Origin of the sequence: Reyranella sp., from assembly GCF_965279465.1 — a bacterium.
In the GTDB taxonomy this organism is placed as follows: Bacteria; Pseudomonadota; Alphaproteobacteria; order Reyranellales; family Reyranellaceae; genus Reyranella.
Genome location: NZ_OZ257242.1, coordinates 6,075,102 through 6,088,634 on the forward strand (window position 1 = coordinate 6,075,102; position 13,533 = coordinate 6,088,634).

The window sequence follows — 13,533 nt, forward strand, 5'->3', positions numbered from 1 at the left end:
CGCCCCGGGTTACCCGGGGCGGCTCGCCGAAACCCCGCGCGCGTTGAATTCTGGGGTTCATGAGGAATCGAGATGCCGAAGATCAAGGTCAAGAACCCCGTCGTCGAGATGGACGGCGACGAGATGACCCGCATCATCTGGAAGTTCATCAAGGACAAGCTGATCCTTCCGTATCTCGATATCGACCTGAAGTACTACGATCTCGGCATCGAATATCGTGACCGGACCAACGACCAGGTGACGATCGATTCAGCCAAGGCGACGCAGCAGTACGGCGTCGCCGTGAAGTGCGCGACCATCACGCCGGACGAGGCCCGCGTGAAGGAGTTCAAGCTCAAGGAGATGTGGCGTTCGCCCAACGGCACGATCCGCAACATCATCGGCGGCACCATCTTCCGCGAGCCGATTGTGTGCAGGAACGTCCCGCGGCTGGTGCCGGGCTGGACCCATCCGATCGTCATGGGCCGCCATGCCTTCGGCGACCAGTATCGCGCCACCGACTTCGTCGTTCCCGGCAAGGGCAAGCTCACCATCAAGTTCGAAGGCGTCGACGGCAAGGTGATCGAGCACGACGTCTACGACTTCCCCGGTAGCGGCATCGCGATGGCGATGTACAACCTCGACGACTCGATCATCGGCTTCGCCCGCAGCTCGTTCCTCTACGGCCTCAACCGCGGCTGGCCGGTCTACCTGTCGACCAAGAACACCATCCTCAAGCGCTATGACGGCCGCTTCAAGGACCTGTTCCAGAAGGTGTTCGACGAGGAGTTCGCCGACAAGTTCAAGGCCAAGGGCATCGTCTACGAGCACCGCCTGATCGACGACATGGTCGCCTCGGCGCTGAAGTGGCACGGCGAATTCGTGTGGGCCTGCAAGAACTACGACGGCGACGTGCAATCCGACACGGTGGCGCAGGGCTTCGGCTCGCTGGGCCTGATGACCTCGGTGCTGATGACGCCGGACGGCAAGACGGTCGAAGCCGAAGCCGCACACGGCACGGTGACGCGCCACTATCGCGAGCACCAGAAGGGCAAGCCGACCTCGACCAACCCGATCGCCTCGATCTTCGCCTGGACGCAGGGTCTCAAATATCGCGGCCAGTTCGACGGCACGCCCGACGTCGTGAAGTTCGCCGATGCGCTCGAGAAGGTCTGCGTCGAGACGGTGGAGAGCGGCAAGATGACCAAGGATCTCGCGATCCTGATCGATCCGACGCAGCCGTACCTGAACACCCAGGACTTCCTCGACACGCTCGACGCCAACCTCAAGGCCAGGATGGCCACGTGGTAGCTACCGCTTGATCGTCGGAGGTGCCGACGGCTGCCGCACCGGCTGGGTCGTCTGCCGGCGCGACCCCTCCGGCACGCTCGATATCAGAGTCGTGAAGACCCTCGAGGAAGCCTGCGAGGGTCTTTCCATTTTGGCTGTCGACATGCCGATCGGCTTCGTCGACCACCCTCGTCCGCCACGCGCCTGCGAGGTCGAGGCGCGCAAGCTCCTGCCGGGCAAGGCAAGCTCGGTCTTCCCGACGCCCTGCCGTCCGGCCCTCGCCTGCACGACGCACGCCGAGGCCAATGCGCTCAGCAGGACGATGGGCGTCGGCATCAACCGGCAGACCTTCCATCTCTTCCCCAAGATGCGCGAGGTCGATGCGCTGATGCGCGGCAATCGCCGGCTTCACCGCATCGTTTACGAAGCCCATCCCGAGCTCGCTTTCGCGCGTATGAATGGCGGCCAGCCGGTGCTAAGCAAGAAGCACCAGCCCGACGGCTATACGGAACGGCGCAAGCTGCTGGCCAGGCACGGCTTCAGGACGAAGGTCGAGCGCCTATCGGGTGCAGCCCGCGACGACATCCTCGATGCAATCGCCGTCTGCCGCACGGCCACGCTGATCGCCGACGGCACCGCGACCCGACTCGGACCTGCTGACGAACGGGATCGCCACGGCCTGCCGATGAACATATGGTTCTGACCACATGAACGGCTCTCACTATCCTCGTCCGCTCGGAGCGCGGCTCTCCAGAGCCGCTCTTCTTCGGATGCGACATCCCATGAGCGGCTCTGGAGAGCCGCGCTCCCAGCAAGCCGATCGCAGCCACCAAATCGAGCGCGAGCCGGACAGGAGTAGTCGCTACTCGGGCTTCACGCCGGCTGCCTGCAGCACCGGCCCCCAGATCGGCGCCTGCACCGCCGTCCACTTGCCGAGTTCCTCGGGTGTGCCGCCCATCGCAACGAAGCCGCGCTTGCGCAATTCCTCCCGCATCTCGGTCGTCGCCACCGAAGCGTTGAGCGCCGCATTGAGCTTGGCGACTATGGCCGGCGGCGTGCCGGGCGGGGCGATCAGGGTGTAGACGATGGTGCCGTCGACATCGCCGAAGCCCAGCTCCTTGAATGTCGGGATGTCGGGCGCCGATTGCGCGCGCTCGGGTGAGGCCATGCCGTAAGCCTTGAGCTTGCCGTTCTGGAGGTGTTGCGCGACGGAAGTGAGGCTCGACATCCCGAGCTTTACATGACCGCCCAGCAGGTCGGTGACCAACGGGCCGGTGCCGCGGAACGGCACGTGCGTCAGCTTGATCTTGTTCAGGATCGCGTAACGCTCGGTCGACAGATGCATCGGCGTGCTGATGCCGGCGGTGCCGTACTGTACGTCGCCCGGCGCCTTGCGCGCCGCCTCGGTGATCGCCGCGAGATCCTTCCAGGGTGCATCGGCACTGCCGACGAACACCGACTCCTGCTTGGCCACGAAGCCGATCGGCGCGAAGGTGGCGGGATCGAAGCTCAGCCGGGCGATGAGATAGGGCAGCAGCATCTGGTTGTTGCTGCTGAATCCGACGGTGTAGCCGTCGGGTGCCGCCTTCGCGACGATCTCGTGGCCGATGCTGCCGCCCCCGCCGCCGCGGTTGTCGATGATCACCGTCTGGCCGATCGCCTTCTGGAACGGTTCCTGGATCGCGCGTGCGAGCGCGTCGGTGCCGCCGCCCGGCGGGAACGGCACGACGATGTGGACCGGCTGGGATGGATAGGTCTGCGCCGCAGCGCCGGTGATGCTGGCCGCGAGTGCGAAAAGCCCTGCCAAGATCGTTCTGCGCATTGATTTCCTCCGCTTGGAGAAACCTAGCGCGCCGCTCAGACCATGCCCAGCGCGTGCTTGTAGACGTCGAGGAGCTGTTCCTGCTCGTCGCGCTCGGCAGCGTCCTGCTTGCGGATCGAGATGATCTTGCGCATCGTCTTGACGTCGTAGCCGACGCCCTTGGCCTCGCTGTAGACGTCGCGGATGTCGCCGCCGATCGCCTTGCGCTCCTCCTCGAGCTTCTCGATGCGCTCCACGAAGCTCTTCAGCCGGTCGGCCGAGATAGGACCCGCCTTGACCTTCTTCGAAACAGCGCTTCCGTCCGGCATGTCCAACACTCCTTGATCGCGTTGGTCCGGACCATAGGAGCGAGCGGTGTGTCCACTCAATGACGAGAGGCGAAGAATGACGGGGATAACGGGGAGCGAGCTTGGTGTTGCGGCTCTTGTGCCGGGGGCAAGGTCAGTGCTTGTGGCCGGCCGCGTCGAACGCCTTCTTCTGGTCGCCCGAGGCTTCCTTCTGGTACTTGGCCTTCCACTGGTCATACGGCATGCCGTAGACGACCTCGCGCGCCTTGGGATCGGGGATCTCGATGCCCTGCTTGCCGGCCTCCTCGCGGTACCAGCGCGACAGGCAGTTGCGGCAAAAGCCGGCCAGGTTCATCAGGTCGATGTTCTGGACGTCCGTGCGTTCCTGGAGATGCTCGACCAGGCGGCGGAAGGCAGCGGCCTCGAGTTCAGTGCGGGTCTTGTCATCCATGGGACGATCTCCTTTCGCCGGATATAGGCTCAGGCCAGCGCTGCCGCAACGGCGGCCCGGATCGGGTCGGCGAGCTTGCGGCCCCACTTCCGGGCGTCGTCGGGCGTGCCCATCAGGTCCTGCCGGACCTCCAGCGAGCAATGCGGCAACGCCCTCGGGCCAGCGTGTGCACCCAGGGTGTATTCGTAGGGATCGCGCGCCGAGTACGGCTCGTTATCCCCGACCACCAGTGACGCGTCCCTGCGCAGTTCGGCGAGCAGCGGCTCGGGCAGGCGCGGATCGTCCCTCCAAAGAACGCCGACGTGCCACGGCCGTTTGAAGCCTTTCATCTCCGGCGTGAAGCTGTGCACCACCAGCAGGCAGACCTTGCGATCGCCGGCCGTCATGCGCTCGAGCTGGCGATCGACCTCGTGATGATAGGGCCAGAAGCAGGCATGGGCGCGAGCGTCGACCTGCTCCTTGGACAGGCCCTTGTTGGCCGGCACGACGACGGTGTCGCTGATCTCGGGCGTCGAGCCCTCGCCGCCCGGCCAGCGATTGCAGTCGATCACCAGGCGCGAGTAGCCGGACGAGACCAAGGGGGCGTCGAGGATATTCGACAGCTCAATCGCGGCGTCGAGGCCGCCGATGTCCCAGCCGACATGGCGCGACAGCTCCTCCTCGGTGATGCCGAGATCGCCCAGCGCCTTCGGGATGGCCTTGCTCGCATGGTCACAGAGCAGCAGCAACGGCGCCTTGCCCGTCGCGTTGTGGACGGTGAAAGGCGGCGGGTCACCCGGCCCGAGGAGGGATTGCATCGCGCCCCTATAGTGGGAAGATGGTGCAAATGAAAGATGCCGCCGCCCGCGCCTTGCTGCGCGACCTGTTCGACGCTGCCCTGTCCGCCGCTCGTCCCGCTACCTGCCTAGCCCCCTATATCGACAGGCTCCAGCCGCCGAAAGGCAGGACGATCGTGATCGGCGCCGGCAAGGCGAGTGCCGCGATGGCGTGCGCGCTGGAGGATCGCTGGCAGCATCCGGTCGAAGGGCTGGTCGTCACGCGCTACGGCTACGGCGAGACCTGCAAGCAGATCGAGATCGTCGAAGCCGCCCATCCCGTGCCCGACGAGAAGGGCCGCGCCGCCGCCGGCCGCATGCTCGAAAAGGTCAAAGGGTTGTCGGCTGACGACCTGTTGCTCTGCCTGATCTCCGGCGGCGCGTCTGCCCTGCTCGCCCTGCCCGCGCCCGGTTTGACGCTCGCCGACAAGCAGGAGGTCAATCGGGCCTTGCTGAGGTCGGGCGCGCACATCGGCGAGATGAACACCGTCCGCAAGCACCTCTCTGCGATCAAGGGCGGCCGGCTCGCGATCGCCGCCCAGCCGGCGCGCGTGCTGTCGTGGCTGATCTCGGACGTCCCCAACGACGATCCGGGCGTGATCGGCTCGGGCCCGACGGTCGCCGACGCGACGACCTTCGCCGATGCGCTCGCAGTACTGGTCAAGTTCAGGATCGATCCGCCGCCCGCGGTGCGCGCCCACCTCGAGGCCGGTGCCGCCGGCAGGATCGAGGAGACACCGAAGCCCGGAGATCCTCGTCTCGCGCAGGTCGAGACGGTGATGGTCGCGACGCCGCGGCGCTCGCTCGAAGCGGCGGCGACCGTCGCGCGGAGCAAGGGGCTGGAGGTCGTCATGCTGGGCGACAATCTCGAAGGAGAGGCCCGCGCCCTGGGAGCCGAGCACGCGAGCATGGCGATCGAGACGGCACAACGCAGCCGAAAGCCGACGGTCATACTGTCCGGCGGCGAGACGACGGTGACGGTGCGCGGCAACGGCCGCGGCGGACGCAATGTCGAATACCTCCTGGCCGAGGCGATCGCTGCCAACGGCGCCGCCGGCATCTGGGGCCTGTCGGCCGACACCGACGGCGTTGACGGCGCGGAGGACATCGCCGGTGCGATTTTCACACCGGACACGCTCGTGCGCGCCCGCGTCAAGGGTCGCGACCCGCAGGCGATGCTCGACGACAATGACGGGCACGGCTTCTTCGAGATGCTGGGCGACAGTCTCGTCACCGGCCCGACGCGCACCAACGTCAACGACTTCCGTGCGACGCTCGTAGTGCCGTGATGGACGCACGTCTGTCTTCCGCTGGGAGCGCGGCTCTCCAGAGCCGGGGTGTGACAAACCGAAGAAGAGCGGCTCTGGAGAGCCGCGCTCCCAGCGGAAGAATGATGACATGACCACCTATCCCGGCTCCTGCCATTGCGGCGCCATCCAGATCAAATACCAGACGCCGAAAGAGCCGGCCGCGATGCGGCCCGGGCGCTGCTCCTGCACCTTCTGCCGGCGCCACGGGGCGCGCACCATGGGAGACCCCGAAGGGTCGGTCGAATACCGCGCCGCGCCCGGCGCACTGTCGAAGTATCGCTTCGGCCTCGGCATCACCGATTACCTGGTGTGCAGCAGGTGCGGCGCCTATGTCGGCGCAGTCATGGAGGACGACGGCCGCCTGATCGCCACCCTCAACGTCAATGCGCTCGATATCCGCGACAGCTTCGATCCGGCGCCGCCGCTGCATGTCTATGACGGCGAAGACGAGCAGCACCGCCGCAGCCGGCGGCGAAAGTTCTGGATGCCGGCGACGCTGATCGCCTAACGTCCGCCATGGCCATTCTCGGAATCATCGCCGACGACTTCACCGGTGCGACCGACATCGCGGGCATGCTGGTCAAGGGCGGCATGCGCACCATCCAGACCATCGGCGTGCCGGCGCAAGGCACGATCCCCGACGACGTCGATGCCGTGGTCGTCGCGCTCAAGACGCGCTCGATCGCGGCGCAGGATGCGATCGCGCAATCGCGAGAGGCGCTGAAGGCCTTGCAGTCCGCGGGCTGCGTCCGGTTCTTCTTCAAGTACTGCTCGACCTTCGACTCGACAGACCAGGGCAACATAGGCCCGGTCGGCGACGCGCTGCTCGATGCGCTGGGTGGCAAACAGGCGATCTACTGCCCGGCCTTCCCCGAGAACGGCCGCACCATCTTCTTCGGCCATCTGTTCGTCGGCGAGCTCCTGCTGTCCGACACCCACATGCGCCACCATCCGCTCAATCCGATGACCGATTCGAGCCTGGTGCGCGTGCTCGCGCGGCAGACCAGGCACAAGGTCGGGCTGGTGCCCCTCAAGCAGGTGCAGGCGGGTTCGGCCAGCCTGCGTGCCGCCCTCGACAAGCTTGCAGCCGACGGCGTGCGACACGTGATCGTCGATGCCGTGGCCGACACCGATCTCGGCATCATCGGCGAGGCGGTCGGCGACGACCTGCTGGTCACCGGCGGCTCGGGCGTGGCACTCGGCCTGCCTGCCGCCTATCGCCGGCGCGGGCTGATGCAGCACAAGTCGGGTGCCGACAGCCTGCCGAAGGTGGGCGGCGCGGCGGCCGTCCTCGCGGGTTCCTGCTCGGCCGCGACGCTCGGCCAGATCGCCAACTTCAAGGGCGCACACCTCGCCCTCGATACCGACGCGATCTGCCGCGGTGAGCCGGTCGGCGAAAAGGCACTGGCCTGGGCCAAGGGCAAGCTCGGCAACGGGCCGGTCCTGATCTCGGCCAGCGACAAGCCGGAAGCGGTCAAGGCGCTGCAAACCAGGTATGGCATCGAGAAATCGAGCCACGCGATCGAGACCACGATGGCGACGCTGGCCAAGGGCCTGGTCGCAGCGGGCGTCGGCCGCCTCGTCGTCGCGGGCGGCGAGACCTCGGGCGCCGTGGTCGGCGCGCTCGATGTCACGGCGCTGCGCATCGGGCCGGAGATCGATCCCGGCGTGCCGTGGACTGCGTCGGTCGGCGCCAAGCCGCTGCTGCTGGCGCTGAAGTCCGGCAACTTTGGCGCCCCCGACTTCTTCACCAAGGCATTCGACAGGCTATGAGCACCGAAGCCAAATCGCGCGAGGCGATGTGTGCGCTCGGCGCCAAGCTCGCCGCGCGCGGCCTCTGCCCCGGCACCTCGGGCAACATCAGCATGCGCATCGCCGAGGGCTGGCTGATGACGCCGACCAACTCCTCGCTGGGCGAGCTCGATCCGGCGCAACTCTCCAAGCTCGATGCGAAAGGCAAGCATGTCGGCGGCGATCCGCCGACCAAGGAAGCGCTGCTGCACCGCTCGGTCTACGACGTGCGGCCGAAGGACGGTGCGATCGTGCATCTCCATTCTACCCACGCGGTGGCGATCTCCTGCCTCGACCCGTCTTGCCACCACAATGCCGAGACGACCTTGCCGCCGATCACGCCCTACTTCGTGATGCGTGTCGGCAAGCTGCCGCTGGTGCCCTACTTCAAGCCGGGCGATCCCAAGCTTGCCGACGCGATTCGCGAATACGCCAAGGGCCATCGCGCCGTGCTGCTGGCGAACCATGGCCCGGTCGTCGCCGGCACGTCGCTGTCGGCTGCATCGGCGTCGATCGAGGAACTCGAGGAGACTGCCAAGCTGCACCTGCTCCTTCAAGGCCTCAAGACCCGCACCTTGTCCGACTTCCAGGTCCGCGAGATCGAGGAAGCGTTTCCCTCCTAGGATCAGCCATGCCAAAGCTCGCCGCCAACCTCTCCTGGATCTATCAGGAGGTGCCGTTCCTGCAGCGCTTCGGCGCCGCCGCCGCCAACGGGTTCAAGGCCGTCGAAATCCTGTTCCCCTACGAAGCGCCGGCGGCGGAGATCGCCGCCGAGCTCAAGAAGCACAAGCTCACGCAGGCGCTGTTCAACCTTCCGCCGGGCGACTGGAGCAGGGGCGAGCGCGGGCTGGCTGCCCTCCCCGGCCGCGAGGCCGAGTTTGCGGCGGCGCTCGACAAGGCGCTCGATTACGCCAAGGTTCTCGAGTGCCGCACCTTGCACGTCATGTCGGGCATGATCGCGCCAGGTGCCGATACGAAAGCGATGCATAAGACCTTCGTGTCGAACCTCAAGATGGTCTGCGACCGCACGGCAAAGAGCGACCTCACGATCGTGCTCGAGCCGATCAACCATCGCGACATTCCCGGCTACTTCACCAATACGACCAGCCAGGTGAAGCAGGTCATCGAGGAGGTGGGCGCGCCGCATCTCAAGCTGCAGCTCGACCTCTATCACCTGCAGGTCACCGAGGGCGACCTCCAGAAGCGCACCGAGCGGCTGTTCCCGATCACCGCGCATGTCCAGATCGCCGGCAACCCGGACCGCAACGAGCCGGACATCGGCGAGGCCAATCACCTCTACCTGCTCGATGTGCTCGACCGGCTCGGCTACGAGGGCTATGTCGGCCTGGAATACAAGCCCAGGACGACGACCGTCGCCGGCCTCGGCTGGGCAAAGCGGTACGGGATCCATCCATGAGCGACAAGAACACTCCCGCCGTCGCCTTCATCGGCCTCGGCTCGATGGGCCTCGGCATGGCGAAGAACCTACTGAAGCATGGCCACAAGGTGGTCGGAGTCGATCCGAGCGAGGCGGCGCGCAAGTCCTTCGCCGAGGCGGGCGGCACGGTTGCGGCGAACCCGGCGGAAGCCGCGGGCACGGCCGATGTCGTGATCGTCGCCGTCGTCAACGACAAGCAGGTCGAGGCGGTGCTGTTCGGCGACAACGGTGCGGTATCCGCGCTGCGCAAGGACGGCGTGGTCATGCAATGCGCGACCGTACCGGCCGCTTTCTCGCGGGCGCTGGCCGAGCGGCTGGGAAGAACCGGCCATGCGCTGCTCGATGCGCCGATGTCGGGCGGCCGCGCACGTGCCGAATCGGGCGAGCTCACCTTCATGGCTTCGGGGGCAGCGGCGAGCTTCGCGGCGGCCGAGAGCATCCTCGCCGCCACGTCGGCCAAGGTGTTTCGCCTCGGCGATGCGCCCGGCATCGGCTCGCTGGTCAAGACGGTGAACCAGCTCCTCGCCGGCGTGCATATCGCGACGGCCGCGGAAGCGGTCGCGCTCGCGGCCAAGGCCGGCGCCGACACGCGCGTGGTCTACGAGGTGATCTCGGCCAGCGCCGGCAATTCGTGGATGTTCGGCAACCGCGTACCGCACATGCTGGACGACGACTACTCGCCGCTGTCGGCGGTCGAGATCTTCGTCAAGGATCTCGGGCTTGTGCTGAACACCGGCCACGAGCTGCGGCTGCCGCTCCCTCTCGCCGCCGCCGCGCACCAGCTGTTCCTCGCCGCGGCGGGTGCCGGTTGGGGTAAGCTCGACGATGCTGCTGTCGTCAAGGTCTATGAACAGGCGGGCGACTTCAAAGTATCATCCCCCAAGCGCTAGTCTGGGCTAGACTGGCGCCATGTTCCGCCAGCGCTTCACCAAGATCGTGGCCACGCTCGGACCGGCCACCTCCCGCCCGGAGCGGCTGAAAGAGCTGTTCGAGGCGGGCGCCGATGTCTTCCGCCTGAATTTCAGCCACGGCACGCCGGACGATCACAAGCAGCGGGTCGAGCTGCTGCGTGCGCTGGAGAAGCAGTACAAGCACCCGATCGCCATCCTGATGGACCTGCAGGGCCCCAAGCTGCGGCTGGGTGCCATGGCGAAGGGCCCGATCGAGCTGAAGAAGGGCCAGTCTCTCACGCTCGACATGGACAACGCGCCGGGCACCATCAGGCGCGTGCCGCTGCCCCATCCCGAGATCTTCCAAGCAGCCAAGCCCGACGGCCTGCTGCTGATCGACGACGGCAAGGTGCGGCTGCGCGTCGTCTCGCACACCCGCGACACGATCGACACCGTGGTCGAGGTCGCCGGCACGATCAGCGACCGCAAGGGCGTCAACCTGCCCAACCTTGTGCTGCCGCTGTCGCCGATGACGGCGAAGGACCGCAAGGATCTCGACTACGGCCTGTCGCTCGGCGTCGACTGGGTGGCGCTCTCTTTCGTGCAGCATGCGCACGACATCGCCGAGCTCAAGAAGCTGGTCGCCGGCCGCGCCGCGGTGATGGCCAAGCTCGAAAAGCCCGCCGCGATCGAGCATCTCGACGAGATCATCGAGCAGAGCGACGGCATTATGGTCGCGCGCGGCGATCTCGGCGTCGAGATGCCGCCCGAGGCCGTGCCACCGTTGCAGAAGCGCATTCTCGCCGCCTGCCGCGTGCTGGGCCGCCCGGCGATCGTCGCGACGCAGATGCTGGAATCGATGGTCCATTCGCCGACGCCGACTCGCGCCGAAGCCTCGGACGTGGCGACCGCGGTCTACGATGGGACCGACGCCGTGATGCTCTCGGCCGAGTCGGCGTCAGGCGATTATCCGATCGAGGCAGTCACTATCATGGATCGCATCATCAAGAGCGTGGAGGCCGACCCGCTCTACCGTCGCCTGATGGATGCCAGCCGCCGCGAGCCCGAGGCGACCACCGCCGACGCGATCAGCGCCGCAGCCCGCCAATGCGCCCATACGCTCAGCGCCGCGGCGATCGTCACCTACACCAACACCGGCTCGACCACGCTGCGCGCCGCGCGCGAGCGGCCGGACGTGCGCATCCTCTGCCTGACGCCCAACCTCGATACGGCGCGGCGCATGACGCTGGCCTGGGGCGTCCACCCGGTGCGGACCGAGGACGCCCACAACTTCGCCGACATGGTCGCCCGGGCCGTTCGCGTCGCCCGTCAACAGAAACTCGCCAAATCCGGCGAGCGGCTGGTCATCACCGCCGGCGTGCCATTCGGCACACCAGGGGCCACGAATATCCTTAGAATCGCCTACGTTTGAGCCGAGAAGATCGGGGGATGGGGCACGAGGTTCCCCCGTAATATTCTCAGTAGCAGCGTTATGAGGCGATCGTGACCAGCCCCCAGACCAAGACCGCCGCCCCCTATCGTCCCCGTCGGGCGGCCCTGAATTGGGTCGACTATCTCGTCATGGCGGCAACCGCCCTGGTTTTCGTCGGCGTTCTGGCGCTCAACGGCAGCTACGCCGCACGCGCTCAAGGTGCGTCGAGCATCATTCCTGCCTCCGAGCTTCCCGCGCAGGACGCCCAGATCGACGACCGGGCGGGCATGATCAAGGCGAGAATAGGGCTGGCGCTCACCGGCCGGTAATTCAACGTCGTGCGGAAAAGCCTCTTCGGCCTCAACTGGGTCGATCTGCTGGTGATCACGGCCTGCGGCCTCACCTTCACCGCCGCTCTCGTCTCTCATGGCCATCACGGCCCGCCGCCGGGACCGCCGACCGAGCAGGCGATCCAGAAGATGGCCGACGAACTCGGCGTCACGGCCGATCGACTTCGCCGTGCCGCCGAGACCGTTCCCCCACCGGCGCGCGGCGAGCGTCCCTCGGCGGAACAGCGCGACAAGGCGCGCTATAGGTTCGCCGCCGTCCTCAATATCCCGGTCGATCGGCTCGACGCAGTGATGCGTCGGCACTACCCTCGACCACGGGACTGACGCTCTCGGGACACACCCCACGCACTATTGGACTAACGGCACCTGTACCGCTTGGGCGGCGCGCATGAGCTGGGCGTCAGCCCTTCGGGCGCTTGTCGATCACACGGCGCGCCTTGCCCATCGAGCGTTCGATGCCGCCGGGCTCGACCACTTCGACTGTTGCCGAAAGGCCACACATCCCCTTCAAACGTTCGCCGAGCGCACCTGCCGATGTCGTGCGCGCTTCATGCACGGCCTCCAGCCTCGCCTCGACGCGCACAAGCAGGTCGTCGAGCGCGCCGCTGCGGCTCAGCTCGATCACGTAATGGCCGCTCAGCGCCGGGTCGCGCAGGATCTGCTCCTCGACCTGGCTGGGGAACAGATTCACGCCGCGCACGATCAGCATGTCGTCGCTCCGGCCGGTGATCTTGGCCATGCGGCGCATCACGGTGCGCGAGCCCGGCATCAGCCGCGTCAGGTCGCGCGTGCGATAGCGGATGACCGGCATCGCCTCCTTGGTGAGCGAGGTGAAGACCAGCTCGCCCGGCGCGCCGTCAGGCACCGGCGCACCGGTCTCGGGATCGACTATTTCGGGATAGAAGTGGTCCTCCCACACCGTCGGCCCGTCCTTGGTCTCGACGAACTCGCAGGCCACGCCGGGACCCATGACTTCGCTGAGGCCATAGATGTCCGCCGCGTCGATCCCGAGCCGCCGCTCGATCTCCAGCCGCATGCCCTCGGTCCATGGCTCGGCGCCGAAGATGCCGATGCGCATCGCGGTGTCGCGCGGGTCGATGCCCTGGCGCTCGAACTCGTCGGCGATCGCCAGCATGTAGGACGGCGTCATCAGCACGACCCGCGCGCCGAACTCGCGGATCAGCTGGACCTGCCGCTCGCCGAAGCCGCCCGACATCGGCACCACCGTGCAGCCGAGCTGCTCGGCGCCGTAGTGCGCGCCCAGCCCGCCGGTGAACAGACCGTAGCCGTAGGCATTGTGGATGATGTCGCCCGGCCGGGCACCGCCGGCAAAGAGCGAGCGCGCCATCAGCTCGGCCCAGGTGGCGATGTCCTTCGCTGAATAACCGACCACCGTCGGCCGGCCGGTCGTGCCGCTCGAAGCATGGACCCGTACGCATTGCTCGCGCGGGATGGCGAACATGCCGAACGGATAGGCGTCGCGCAGGTCGCTCTTGGCGGTGAAGGGAAAACGCTTCAAGTCGTCGAGCGCGAGGAGATCGCCGGGATGCACGCCCGCCGCCTCGCACTTGGCACGATACGGCGCCTGATGATCGTAGGCGTGGCGCAGCGCCTCCTTGAGGCGCATGAGCTGCAGGGTGCGCAAGGCGTCGAGCGACAGATCGAACTCGGGAAACAT

The 13,533-nt window shown here is 66.9% G+C and carries 16 protein-coding genes; 11 read left to right on the forward strand and 5 right to left on the reverse strand.

The annotated features are described in order from the left end of the window. Positions 1-72: 72 nt before the first annotated feature. Together ACQY8M_RS29545 and ACQY8M_RS29550 are read left to right on the forward strand one after the other, a co-directional pair. Entirely contained in the window at positions 73-1,290 is a 1,218-nt protein-coding gene (locus ACQY8M_RS29545; protein ID WP_428663512.1) for an NADP-dependent isocitrate dehydrogenase, read from the forward strand. A 7-nt stretch (positions 1,291-1,297) separates the two neighbouring features. After that, on the forward strand, positions 1,298-1,972 hold the full coding sequence (locus ACQY8M_RS29550) for a DUF429 domain-containing protein (protein WP_428663515.1): 675 nt from the start codon (positions 1,298-1,300) through the stop codon (positions 1,970-1,972). A 159-nt stretch (positions 1,973-2,131) separates the two neighbouring features. Here the strand turns inward: ACQY8M_RS29550 and ACQY8M_RS29555 are convergent, their stop codons facing one another. From ACQY8M_RS29555 to ACQY8M_RS29570, 4 genes are all read right to left on the reverse strand, one after another. Further along, a complete protein-coding gene (locus tag ACQY8M_RS29555; RefSeq protein ID WP_428663517.1) occupies positions 2,132-3,091 on the reverse strand; it encodes a Bug family tripartite tricarboxylate transporter substrate binding protein in 960 nt (319 codons plus the stop codon). Positions 3,092-3,126: 35 nt separating this feature from the next. Beyond that, the gene (locus ACQY8M_RS29560; RefSeq protein WP_428663519.1) at positions 3,127-3,399 is read right to left on the reverse strand and encodes a DUF2312 domain-containing protein; all 273 of its coding nucleotides are present in this window, start codon (positions 3,397-3,399) and stop codon (positions 3,127-3,129) included. Between the two features lie 133 nt (positions 3,400-3,532). Continuing rightward, complete coding sequence (locus tag ACQY8M_RS29565; RefSeq protein WP_428663521.1) at positions 3,533-3,829, reverse strand: DUF1244 domain-containing protein; 297 nt, start codon at positions 3,827-3,829, stop codon at positions 3,533-3,535. Positions 3,830-3,858: 29 nt separating this feature from the next. Continuing rightward, positions 3,859-4,626: an N-formylglutamate amidohydrolase gene (locus tag ACQY8M_RS29570; protein ID WP_428663523.1), complete on the reverse strand. Its 768-nt coding sequence runs from the start codon at positions 4,624-4,626 to the stop codon at positions 3,859-3,861. 29 nt (positions 4,627-4,655) lie between these two features. Here ACQY8M_RS29570 and ACQY8M_RS29575 point away from each other — a divergent pair, with 29 nt between their 5' ends. From ACQY8M_RS29575 to ACQY8M_RS29615, 9 genes are all read left to right on the forward strand, one after another. After that, positions 4,656-5,933: a glycerate kinase type-2 family protein gene (locus tag ACQY8M_RS29575; protein ID WP_428663526.1), complete on the forward strand. Its 1,278-nt coding sequence runs from the start codon at positions 4,656-4,658 to the stop codon at positions 5,931-5,933. 109 nt (positions 5,934-6,042) lie between these two features. Beyond that, entirely contained in the window at positions 6,043-6,462 is a 420-nt protein-coding gene (locus tag ACQY8M_RS29580; protein WP_428663529.1) for a GFA family protein, read from the forward strand. Positions 6,463-6,470: 8 nt separating this feature from the next. Next, positions 6,471-7,727, forward strand: coding sequence for a 3-oxo-tetronate kinase (gene otnK / locus ACQY8M_RS29585; protein WP_428663532.1), 1,257 nt, complete (start codon positions 6,471-6,473; stop codon positions 7,725-7,727). Continuing rightward, on the forward strand, positions 7,724-8,368 hold the full coding sequence (otnC, locus tag ACQY8M_RS29590; protein WP_428663535.1) for a 3-oxo-tetronate 4-phosphate decarboxylase: 645 nt from the start codon (positions 7,724-7,726) through the stop codon (positions 8,366-8,368). The genes otnK and otnC overlap by 4 nt, the downstream gene beginning before the upstream one ends. 8 nt (positions 8,369-8,376) lie before the next feature. Beyond that, the gene (gene otnI / locus ACQY8M_RS29595; protein WP_428663538.1) at positions 8,377-9,162 is read left to right on the forward strand and encodes a 2-oxo-tetronate isomerase; all 786 of its coding nucleotides are present in this window, start codon (positions 8,377-8,379) and stop codon (positions 9,160-9,162) included. Next, the gene (gene ltnD / locus ACQY8M_RS29600; protein ID WP_428663541.1) at positions 9,159-10,073 is read left to right on the forward strand and encodes an L-threonate dehydrogenase; all 915 of its coding nucleotides are present in this window, start codon (positions 9,159-9,161) and stop codon (positions 10,071-10,073) included. Before otnI ends, ltnD begins: the two co-directional genes overlap by 4 nt. 19 nt (positions 10,074-10,092) lie before the next feature. Beyond that, a complete protein-coding gene (gene pyk / locus ACQY8M_RS29605; RefSeq protein ID WP_428663543.1) occupies positions 10,093-11,505 on the forward strand; it encodes a pyruvate kinase in 1,413 nt (470 codons plus the stop codon). 71 nt (positions 11,506-11,576) lie between these two features. Beyond that, the gene (locus ACQY8M_RS29610) at positions 11,577-11,834 is read left to right on the forward strand and encodes a hypothetical protein (protein WP_428663546.1); all 258 of its coding nucleotides are present in this window, start codon (positions 11,577-11,579) and stop codon (positions 11,832-11,834) included. Between the two features lie 9 nt (positions 11,835-11,843). Next, positions 11,844-12,179 (forward strand): hypothetical protein, encoded by a 336-nt coding sequence (locus ACQY8M_RS29615; RefSeq protein WP_428663549.1) that lies wholly within the window; start codon positions 11,844-11,846, stop codon positions 12,177-12,179. 76 nt (positions 12,180-12,255) lie between these two features. Here the strand turns inward: ACQY8M_RS29615 and paaK are convergent, their stop codons facing one another. Further along, positions 12,256-13,533, reverse strand: coding sequence for a phenylacetate--CoA ligase PaaK (paaK, locus tag ACQY8M_RS29620; RefSeq protein ID WP_428663552.1), 1,278 nt, complete (start codon positions 13,531-13,533; stop codon positions 12,256-12,258).

Excerpts from the sequence above, each read along its gene's own strand:
- ACQY8M_RS29545 (WP_428663512.1), top strand. The coding sequence starts at position 73 with ATGCCGAAGATCAAGGTCAAGAACCCCGTCGTCGAGATGGACGGCGAC.
- ACQY8M_RS29555 (WP_428663517.1), bottom strand. The coding sequence starts at position 3,091 with ATGCGCAGAACGATCTTGGCAGGGCTTTTCGCACTCGCGGCCAGCATC.
- ACQY8M_RS29560 (WP_428663519.1), bottom strand. The coding sequence starts at position 3,399 with ATGCCGGACGGAAGCGCTGTTTCGAAGAAGGTCAAGGCGGGTCCTATC.
- ACQY8M_RS29565 (WP_428663521.1), bottom strand. The coding sequence starts at position 3,829 with ATGGATGACAAGACCCGCACTGAACTCGAGGCCGCTGCCTTCCGCCGC.
- ACQY8M_RS29570 (WP_428663523.1), bottom strand. The coding sequence starts at position 4,626 with ATGCAATCCCTCCTCGGGCCGGGTGACCCGCCGCCTTTCACCGTCCAC.
- ACQY8M_RS29575 (WP_428663526.1), top strand. The coding sequence starts at position 4,656 with ATGAAAGATGCCGCCGCCCGCGCCTTGCTGCGCGACCTGTTCGACGCT.
- ACQY8M_RS29580 (WP_428663529.1), top strand. The coding sequence starts at position 6,043 with ATGACCACCTATCCCGGCTCCTGCCATTGCGGCGCCATCCAGATCAAA.
- otnK (WP_428663532.1), top strand. The coding sequence starts at position 6,471 with ATGGCCATTCTCGGAATCATCGCCGACGACTTCACCGGTGCGACCGAC.
- otnC (WP_428663535.1), top strand. The coding sequence starts at position 7,724 with ATGAGCACCGAAGCCAAATCGCGCGAGGCGATGTGTGCGCTCGGCGCC.
- otnI (WP_428663538.1), top strand. The coding sequence starts at position 8,377 with ATGCCAAAGCTCGCCGCCAACCTCTCCTGGATCTATCAGGAGGTGCCG.
- ltnD (WP_428663541.1), top strand. The coding sequence starts at position 9,159 with ATGAGCGACAAGAACACTCCCGCCGTCGCCTTCATCGGCCTCGGCTCG.
- pyk (WP_428663543.1), top strand. The coding sequence starts at position 10,093 with ATGTTCCGCCAGCGCTTCACCAAGATCGTGGCCACGCTCGGACCGGCC.
- paaK (WP_428663552.1), bottom strand. The coding sequence starts at position 13,533 with ATGTTTCCCGAGTTCGATCTGTCGCTCGACGCCTTGCGCACCCTGCAG.